General features: G+C 56.0%; 9 protein-coding genes. 6 read left to right on the forward strand and 3 right to left on the reverse strand.

What is annotated here, in order from left to right; all coding sequences use genetic code 11:
• The first annotated feature begins 172 nt into the window (after nt 1–172).
• From tynA to tam, 4 genes are all read left to right on the forward strand, one after another.
• The gene (gene tynA, locus HYQ67_RS04855) at nt 173–2,437 is read left to right on the forward strand and encodes a primary-amine oxidase (RefSeq protein ID WP_202301917.1); all 2,265 of its coding nucleotides are present in this window, start codon (nt 173–175) and stop codon (nt 2,435–2,437) included.
• Nucleotides 2,438–2,548: 111 nt separating this feature from the next.
• Nucleotides 2,549–2,788 carry a type II toxin-antitoxin system Phd/YefM family antitoxin gene (locus tag HYQ67_RS04860; RefSeq protein WP_202301960.1) on the forward strand — a complete coding sequence of 80 codons (240 nt, stop codon included), beginning with the start codon at nt 2,549–2,551 and terminating at the stop codon, nt 2,786–2,788.
• Between the two features lie 15 nt (nt 2,789–2,803).
• Nucleotides 2,804–3,136 carry a type II toxin-antitoxin system RelE/ParE family toxin gene (locus HYQ67_RS04865; protein WP_202301918.1) on the forward strand — a complete coding sequence of 111 codons (333 nt, stop codon included), beginning with the start codon at nt 2,804–2,806 and terminating at the stop codon, nt 3,134–3,136.
• Nucleotides 3,137–3,275: 139 nt separating this feature from the next.
• Nucleotides 3,276–4,031, forward strand: coding sequence for a trans-aconitate 2-methyltransferase (gene tam / locus HYQ67_RS04870; protein ID WP_202301919.1), 756 nt, complete (start codon nt 3,276–3,278; stop codon nt 4,029–4,031).
• A gap of 37 nt (nt 4,032–4,068) precedes the next feature.
• Here tam and HYQ67_RS04875 read toward each other — a convergent pair whose 3' ends face one another.
• Entirely contained in the window at nt 4,069–4,503 is a 435-nt protein-coding gene (locus tag HYQ67_RS04875) for a multidrug/biocide efflux PACE transporter (RefSeq protein WP_202301921.1), read from the reverse strand.
• Between the two features lie 90 nt (nt 4,504–4,593).
• On the opposite strand from HYQ67_RS04875, the gene HYQ67_RS04880 reads away from it, so the two are divergent.
• Complete coding sequence (locus HYQ67_RS04880) at nt 4,594–5,460, forward strand: LysR family transcriptional regulator (RefSeq protein ID WP_202301923.1); 867 nt, start codon at nt 4,594–4,596, stop codon at nt 5,458–5,460.
• Nucleotides 5,461–5,546: 86 nt separating this feature from the next.
• Nucleotides 5,547–5,795: a CsbD family protein gene (locus HYQ67_RS04885; protein WP_202301925.1), complete on the forward strand. Its 249-nt coding sequence runs from the start codon at nt 5,547–5,549 to the stop codon at nt 5,793–5,795.
• 88 nt (nt 5,796–5,883) lie between these two features.
• Here HYQ67_RS04885 and HYQ67_RS04890 read toward each other — a convergent pair whose 3' ends face one another.
• Nucleotides 5,884–6,072 carry a YdiH family protein gene (locus HYQ67_RS04890; protein ID WP_202301927.1) on the reverse strand — a complete coding sequence of 63 codons (189 nt, stop codon included), beginning with the start codon at nt 6,070–6,072 and terminating at the stop codon, nt 5,884–5,886.
• 152 nt (nt 6,073–6,224) lie between these two features.
• On the reverse strand, nt 6,225–8,264 hold the full coding sequence (dcp, locus tag HYQ67_RS04895) for a peptidyl-dipeptidase Dcp (RefSeq protein ID WP_202301929.1): 2,040 nt from the start codon (nt 8,262–8,264) through the stop codon (nt 6,225–6,227).
• Nucleotides 8,265–8,426: the final 162 nt, after the last annotated feature.

Raw genomic sequence — 8,426 nt, forward strand, 5'->3', positions numbered from 1 at the left:
TGTGCTTATCCGGCCTACAACTCCGTAAACGCACAGTGTCATCCACCTAAAATTGGCAAAGCCAGCAAAGAGGTTGGCAAGCAGCGCCATATATCCCGCCTGAGAAGTTGTTATGTTGAATTCAGTCCCGTCCAGCAAGCACACAACAACAAACGCCAGGAGTGAGACCCGTATGACTTTAACAACCGGAAAGAAAGCGCTGGCTGTAGCCATTGCCCTCATGACCTCCCCCGCGGCCTTTGCCCACGGCGGCGAGGCCCACATGGTGCCGATGGAGAAAACCCTGACGGAGTTCGGCGCGGACGTGCAGTGGGATGACTACGCGCAGATGTTTACCCTCGCCAAAGATGGCGCTTATGTAAAAGTTAAACCGAACGCCAAATCCGCCATTGTGAATGGCAAAACGCTGCAGCTGCAGGTGCCGGTGATCTTTAAAAACAAGACCGCGTATATCTCGGACGGGTTTATTAATGAAGTCTTCCAGTCGGGCCTGGATCAGACGTTCGCCGTGGAGAAGAAGCCGCATCCGCTGAACTCCCTGACTTCCACCGAAATTGAAAAAGCGGTATCCATCGTTCAGGCTGCCCCTGACTTCAAACCAGGAATTCGCTTTACCGAGATCTCCCTGCATGAGCCGCCTAAAGAGCAGGTCTGGAAATTTGTCATGGATGGCACGCCGGTCACTGCCCCGCGCACCGCGGACGTTATCATGCTCGATGGAATGCATATTATTGAAAGCACCGTAGATTTGGATGCCGGTAAAGTGCTCTCCTGGCAGCCGATTAAGGGCGCGCACGGCATGGTGCTGCTGGATGATTTCGCCACCGTGCAGTCCATCATCAACGGCAGTAAAGAGTTTGCCGAAGCGCTAAAAAAACATGGCGTGGACGATCCCACTAAAGTGATGACGACGCCGCTCACCGTCGGCTACTTCGACGGTAAAGATGGGCTGAAGCAGGACCAGCGGCTGCTGAAAGTGGTGAGCTATCTGAACACCGGCGACGGCAACTACTGGGCGCATCCAATTGAAAATCTGGTGGCGGTCGTCGACCTGGAAGCGAAGAAAATCATCAAAATTGAGGAAGGCCCGGTCGTTCCGGTGCCGATGAATCCGCGCCCGTTCGACGGACGTGACCGCACGGCGCCGGACATCAAACCGCTGGAGATTATCGAGCAGGAAGGGAAAAACTACACCATCACCGGCGATACCGTTCACTGGCAGAACTGGGACTTCCACCTGCGCCTTAACTCCCGCGTTGGGCCGATTCTGTCCACCGTGACCTATAACGATAGCGGTACGAAACGCAAAATCATGTACGAAGGCTCGCTCGGCGGCATGATCGTACCTTACGGCGACCCGGACGTGGGCTGGTATTTTAAGGCGTATCTGGATGCCGGTGATTACGGCATGGGGACGCTGACTTCACCTGTCGCGCGGGGCAAAGATGCGCCGGGCAACGCCGTGCTGCTCGATGAAACCATCGCCGATTACACTGGCAAACCGACGACCATCCCGCACGCCATCGCCATCTTCGAGCGCTACGCCGGGCCGGAGTATAAACATCAGGAGATGGGCCAGCCGAACGTCAGCACCGAGCGCCGCGAGCTGGTGGTACGCTGGATAAGCACCGTGGGTAACTACGACTATATCTTCGACTGGGTCTTCCACCAGAACGGCACCATCGGTATTGACGCCGGGGCGACGGGGATTGAAGCGGTGAAAGGCGTGAAGGCAAAAACCATGCATGATGCCACCGCCAAAGATGACACGAAGTACGGCACGCTGATCGACCATAATATTGTCGGCACCACCCACCAGCACATTTACAACTTCCGTCTGGATCTGGACGTGGACGGCGAGAATAACAAGCTGGTGGCGCTGGACCCGGAAGTCAAACCCAATACCGCCGGTGGCCCGCGCACCAGCACCATGCAAATCAGGCAGTACGACATTAATAGCGAGCAGGAAGCCGCACAAAAATTCGACCCCAGCACCATCCGCCTGCTGAGTAACACCATGAAAGAGAACAAAATGGGCAACCCGGTTTCCTACCAGATTATCCCCTACGCAGGCGGCACGCATCCGGTGGCGACGGGCGCGAAGTTTGCCCCTGACGAGTGGATTTATCATCGACTGAGCTTTATGGACAGGCAGCTGTGGGTAACGCGTTATAACCAGGACGAACGCTACCCGGAAGGGAAATACCCGAATCGTTCGGCACATGACACCGGCCTGGGCCAGTACACAAAGGACAACCAGACGCTGAACGACAGCGATGATGTGGTCTGGATGACTACCGGCACCACCCACGTCGCCCGCGCCGAGGAGTGGCCAGTCATGCCAACGGAATGGGTTCACGCGCTGCTGAAGCCGTGGAACTTCTTTAACGAAACGCCAACGCTGAACCTGAACGGGAAGAAGGAGAAGCAAGGGTAAATCTGCCGGATGGATGAGCGACGCGTCATCCATCGGCAACGATTGCCCTGCTTGATGAAGGTCTAAATAAAGTCTATATTTAGTCCTTCATTCGTTTTAAGGAGAGTGATGATGAGAATTGAAACGATCAGCTACGTTAAGAAAAATGCCGCATCTCTTGATGTTTCCGAACCCATCCTCGTCACGCAAAATGGTATCCCAGCTTACGTTATCGAGTCCTGGGAAGTGCAGCAGGAACGCGAGAACGCCATTGCCCTGCTCAAACTGATGACGTTGTCAGAACAAGACAAAGCCGAAGGCAAGGTTTTCACCAAAGACGAACTGCTGGCAGATTTAGGCATTAACAAATAATAATCAGGATCTTATATGGACAGTAAGAAGATTGTTATTGAGTACACCAGGACAGCAAAAGAGACGCTAAGGACGATTGCCAGTTTTCTGCAAATCACCGGTGGTGATTTAAAGATCATTTCTGACACGCTTGCAGTCTTCGAATCAAAAGCCCGTGAATTTCCACTTGGTAGCCAGATTTGCCCGGAACTGTTGAATCTTGGCTGCGCAAAGTATCGTGAATGTAATACCGAACAGGGATATCGGGTTATTTATTCGGTCGATAATAATCTCCTCACGGTCCATGCCGTCCTTGCCCAGCGCCAGGATATCAAACAGCTTTTGTTTAAGAGACTGATCCAACCTTAATCAGGCCAGCAGGCCCATACGCAAGACGTTGCATACCACAATATTTACATCACATTACCGCGTTTTGCAGGAGCGGCGAGTCGCCGGGTAACAGCATTTGCGGCTATGCTTAGGGCAATTTTAGCCCGAGGAGAGAAGCATGCAGGACTGGAACCCGGCACTTTATCTGCAGTTTGAAGCAGAGCGCACCCGCCCGGCAGCCGAACTGGCCGCGCGTATTAATCACCCTTTTGCAAAGCGGATTTCTGATTTAGGCTGCGGTCCGGGCAACAGCACCGCGCTGCTGCATGAACTGTGGCCCGACGCGCAGGTTACCGGCTTAGACAACTCCCCCGCCATGCTTGAAAAAGCCTCCGCCGCCTTGCCTGGCTGTAAGTTTGAGCAGGCAGATATTGCCCGGTGGCAGCCGGAAGAAAAGCAGGATGTGATTTTTGCCAACGCCTCGTTGCAGTGGATCGGCAACCATCGCGTTTTATTCCCGCATCTGGCAGAACAGCTTGCGGAAAGTGGCGTACTGGCCGTGCAGATGCCGGATAACTGGCAGGAGCCGACGCACGGCTTTATGCGCCAGGTTGCCAGCGAGCTGGGTAACCCACCCGCCGGGCGCGAAGCACTGCTGGAAGCCAATGAGTATTACGATTTACTGACCGAGCAAGGCTGCCGCGTGGATATCTGGCGCACAACCTATTTCCACGTTATGCCGTCGCATCAGGCGATTATCGACTGGCTAAGTTCTACCGGCCTGCGGCCTTACCTGGCCAATCTCGACGCCATTCAGCAGAAGGCGTTTCTGGAGCGCTATCACCACCTGCTGCAACAGGCTTACCCGGTGCAGAAGGACGGCAACGTGCTGATGCTCTTCCCGCGCCTGTTTATTATTGCTCGTAAAACTTAGGCTGACGAAGCTGCCCTTTAGCAGGGCAGCCTGATGATTATCTGCTCGCCAGGTACTGCAGGCGACGGTTACGCAGCGCGTCGTAGCACCAGTTATAGACAACCGTGTACGGCAGGAAGAACAGGAAGAAGCCGATCTCGACCATAAACGCCTTCAGTAAAGTCACGTCCAGCATCCACGCCGCAAGCGGCAGGCCGATTAAAATAAAGCCGCCTTCGAAGCCCAGCGCGTGGGCTATGCGCAGCGGCAGGCGACGGGGCTGGCCGACCGGGAAGAATTTGTCGAAGCCGGTGTTGTAGATGATATTCCAGATCATCGCAACGGTTGCCAGCATGACGGCCAGCGCCCCCATCTGGAAAATAGGTTTGTTCATCAGCCACGCGGCGGCAGGGGCTGAGATACAGATGGCGATGACTTCGAAGCCGACCGCGTGCAGCACGCGCTCAGCGAAAGATCTTTTTTGAGAATGCATAAAATAACTCCGGTGTGTTGCCTTGCGCCCTATTCTCATCGTAATTCCTGATAGAATGAAATGAATAGCCATCGATAAAAGCGATAGATAATGCACTTCTCCCCCGAGTCTCTTGAGGCATTCCTGCAGGCTGTAGAAACCGGATCTTTCTCCGCTGCCGCCCGCAAGCTGCGCAAAAGCCAGTCCACCATCAGTAATGCTATCGCTAATCTCGAGGCAGATTTGGGGATTACGCTGTTTGACCGCAGCAGCCGCCAGCCGGTGCTCACCTCGCAGGGCCACCGCGTGCTGCCCTACGTGCAGTCGATTATCGCCGCCAGCGAACGGCTGGATGAAGTGTCGGTGCGGCTGGCGGGCAACATCGAACCGCGCCTGAGCTTCGTGCTTTCGGACGTCTGGCAAACCGCCCATCATGAATCGATCCTCAAGCGCTTCTCCGAAAAATTTCCGGATATTGAGTTCGAGTGTCTGATTGCCGAAGACGAGGACGTCATAGATCTGATTCAGTCGGGCCGCGCCCACGTCGGCGTGCTGCGCGTGCAGGAGCGTTATCCGGTGGACGTCACCGTTGCACGTTTGCAGGTTGGCGCCGATATGTCGATTTTTCTGCACCGGGAGCATGAACTGGCGCAGCTGCCGGCCGTGGAACTGGACCAGCTGCATACCGTGCGCCAGCTGTGCCTGAAAACCTATAAGGACCCGACGCGGCAGACGGGCGGCGGCCCGGCCTGGTCATCCCCCTCTCTGCTGATGCTGCTGGAGATGGCGGAGCAGGGTTTCGGCTGGGGAATTTTGCCGCGCTGGCTGGTGCAGCAGTTCGGCCATAGCGTGCTTAAAGAGCTGCCGGTGGCGGGCTGGCCGCAGCGCATTGACGTGGACGTGATATGGTCCAATAAGGTGCCGCCGGGGGCGGCGGGACGCTGGATGATTGACCAGCTGCGGGCGCAGCAGGCCTGAGCCAGGCGGTGAACATTCCTAAAGCGGCTGGCAGGTTCCGGGCTTTGGCTATACTCAATGGTGAATACACACCTAAGGAGTCCGACATGTTTGAGAAAGCCGAAGATAAATTGAACGAAGCAGCGGGTAAAGCACAGGAAGTTTTCGGTCGCGAGACTAACCGTCCGGACCACGCTGCGGCGGGTGCGGCAAAAAAATATGCCTCGCAGGCGAGCTACGCCGTAAGGGATGCCGCAGACACCGTGCGCGATCAGGTTTCCTCTAACCCACTGGGTGGCTTAGCCGTCGCTGGCGCGATTGGCGTGGTAATTGGCTTTTTATTAGGCCGTAAATAACCGCACTCTGTTTGCCGATAGTTCATAAGCAATAAATTAAAAAGCCACCGTCTGAGACGGTGGCTTTTTGACAACAGGAGCTCAGGAATCAATGAATACCGAGGCTGTGTGCGTGGGAAATTTCTTCGCGCAGTTCAAGAGACGTCAGCTCCATTAAGTCCGCAAACTCAAGCTTAAGCTGGTTGAACTTGACCAGGTACTGGGCCGGGGTCAGGTTCTCTGCTTCGCGACGGAGAAATTCAAACGCAAGCGTGGCCGGGCTGGTTTTGGTATTCATTGCAATCCTCAATATGTTCGTTGTGAAACCGGCAATAATTGTAGCATAAATAGCCAGCTCAAAAAAACCATCAATCTTAGTGTGGTCAGCCCCAGCACCATCCACCTTTTACCAGCCGTAGGGTGGATAAGCGCCAGCGTCATCAACCCTTGTTAAGCCAGGCCGCGATTCTTCAGCATCGGTTCGCTATAGGGATCGTGCCCTCGCCAGTCGCGATAAAGCTGTGCCAGGTCGCTGCTGTTACCGCGCGACAAAATCGCCTCGCGGAAGCGCTGGCCGTTCTCCGCCGTTAATCCACCCTGCTCCACAAACCACTGGTAGCCGTCGTCCGCCAGCATCTGCGTCCAGATATAGGCGTAATATCCCGCCGCATAGCCGCCGCCGAAGATATGGGCGAAGTAGCTGCTGCGATAGCGCGGTGGCACCGCCGCCAGATTTATCCTCTCGCTTTCCAGCGCGCCGCTTTCAAACTGCGCCACGTCTGAAACATCCGTTCCCGGCTGCAGGCTGTGCCAGTTCATATCCAGCAGCGCGGCGGCCAGCAGTTCCGTCATGTCGTAGCCCTTGTTGAACTGCGCGGCTTTAAAGAGCTTTTCGCGCAGTGCTTCAGGCATTGGCTCGCCGGTCAGATAATGGCGCGCGTAGTTGGCGAAAACTTCCGGCTGGCTTGCCCAGTGCTCGTTAATTTGTGATGGAAACTCGACAAAATCACGCGGCGTATTGGTGCCTGAAAGCGTGGCGTAGCGCTGGCTGGCAAACAGGCCGTGCAGCGTGTGGCCGAACTCATGGAACAGCGTTACCACGTCATCCCAGGAGATAAGCGCGGGTTCGCCTGCTGCGGGCTTCACGTAGTTACAGACGTTGTAAATCACCGGGTCGCTTGCAAACAGGGTCGACTGATCGACAAAATTCCCCATCCAGGCGCCGCCGCCTTTGCTGTCCCGCGCAAAGTAATCGCCGTAGAACAGCGCCATGCCGCGCCCGTCCTTATCGAAGATTTCCCACACGCGCACGTCCGGGTGATAAGTCGGGATATCAAAGCGTTCAACAAATTTCAGGCCGAACAGTTTGCTCGCCGCCCAGAACATGCCGTTGTCCAGCACGCCGTTCAGTTCGAAGTAGGGTTTGATCTGCGCTTCGTCGAGGTCGTACTTCGCCCTTCGCACCTGCTCGGCGTAAAATGCCCAGTCCCAGACCTGCGCCTCAAAACCGCCCTGCTGTGCATCTATTACCTGCTGGATGTCCGCAAGTTCGCGCTGCGCGCGCGCCGTGGCGGCTGGCACGATGTTACGCATAAACCCGAGCGCCGCATCCGGCGTTTTCGCCATCTGGTCGGCGATTTTCCACGCCGCATAGTTGTCGAAACCTAACAGCTGAGCCTGCTCCGCGCGCAGCGTCGCCAGCCTTGCCACAATGGCGCGGGTGTCGTTGGCGTCGCCGTGCTGCGTGCGTTCCCATCCGGCTTTGAAAAGCTTTTCGCGGGTCTGACGGTCGCTTAAAGATTGCAGCGCGGGCTGCTGGGTGAAATTCAGCAGCGGGATCAGCCAGCGGTCTTTCAGCCCCTTCTCTTCGGCGGCCTGTTTAGCCGCGGCGATTTCGCTGCTGCTTAGCCCCTCGAGCTGGGAGGCTTTTTCAAGCACCAGCCCACCTGCCTTGCCCGCCGCATGCAGGCGGTTATTAAACTGGCTGCTGAGCTGCGCGGCTTCTTTATTGAGTGATTTCAGTCGGGATTTTTGTTGCGCACTGAGCGTGGCACCGCCCAGATGGAAATGCTGCCAGATTACCTCCACCAGGCGCAGCGACTCGCCGTCCAGATGCAAATCATGACGCTGCTGATAAACCGCATCGATACGGCCAAACAGCGCTTCGTTGAGGCGTATGTCATCGCCCAGTTCCGCCAGTTCGCTGGCAAACTCTTCATCAAGCTGCTGCAGATAATCGTTGGTGTGGGCCGCCGTCATGGCGAAAAAGACGCTGGTCACGCGGGACAGCATCCGCCCCGTTTTTTCCAGCGCCAGGATAGTATTTTCGAACGTGGGTGCTTCCCCGGCCTGTGCGATCAGGGCCACCTCAGCGAGCTTAAGGCGTTTAGCCTCATCGAAAGCGGGACGGTAATGGCTGTCTTTGATTTCGTCGAAGCGCGGTGCCTGGTACGGTAACAGGCTGGCGTGGAAGAACGGGTTGTCGGACATTTAGGCCCCCGGAAAGGAGTGAACGGAAAGTATTGCCTTGATTGTAGCTACCGTCTTGAACGTCAAGCGGTAGCTGCATAATTTTCATCCCATGGCAGGCGTGTTTTAAGCACCCCGAAGCACATGTGCACCAGCTTGCGCATTACTGCACCCAGCGCCGCC

Source organism: Dryocola clanedunensis subsp. sulfonylureivorans (assembly GCF_016756775.1).
GTDB lineage: Bacteria > Pseudomonadota > Gammaproteobacteria > Enterobacterales > Enterobacteriaceae > Dryocola > Dryocola clanedunensis.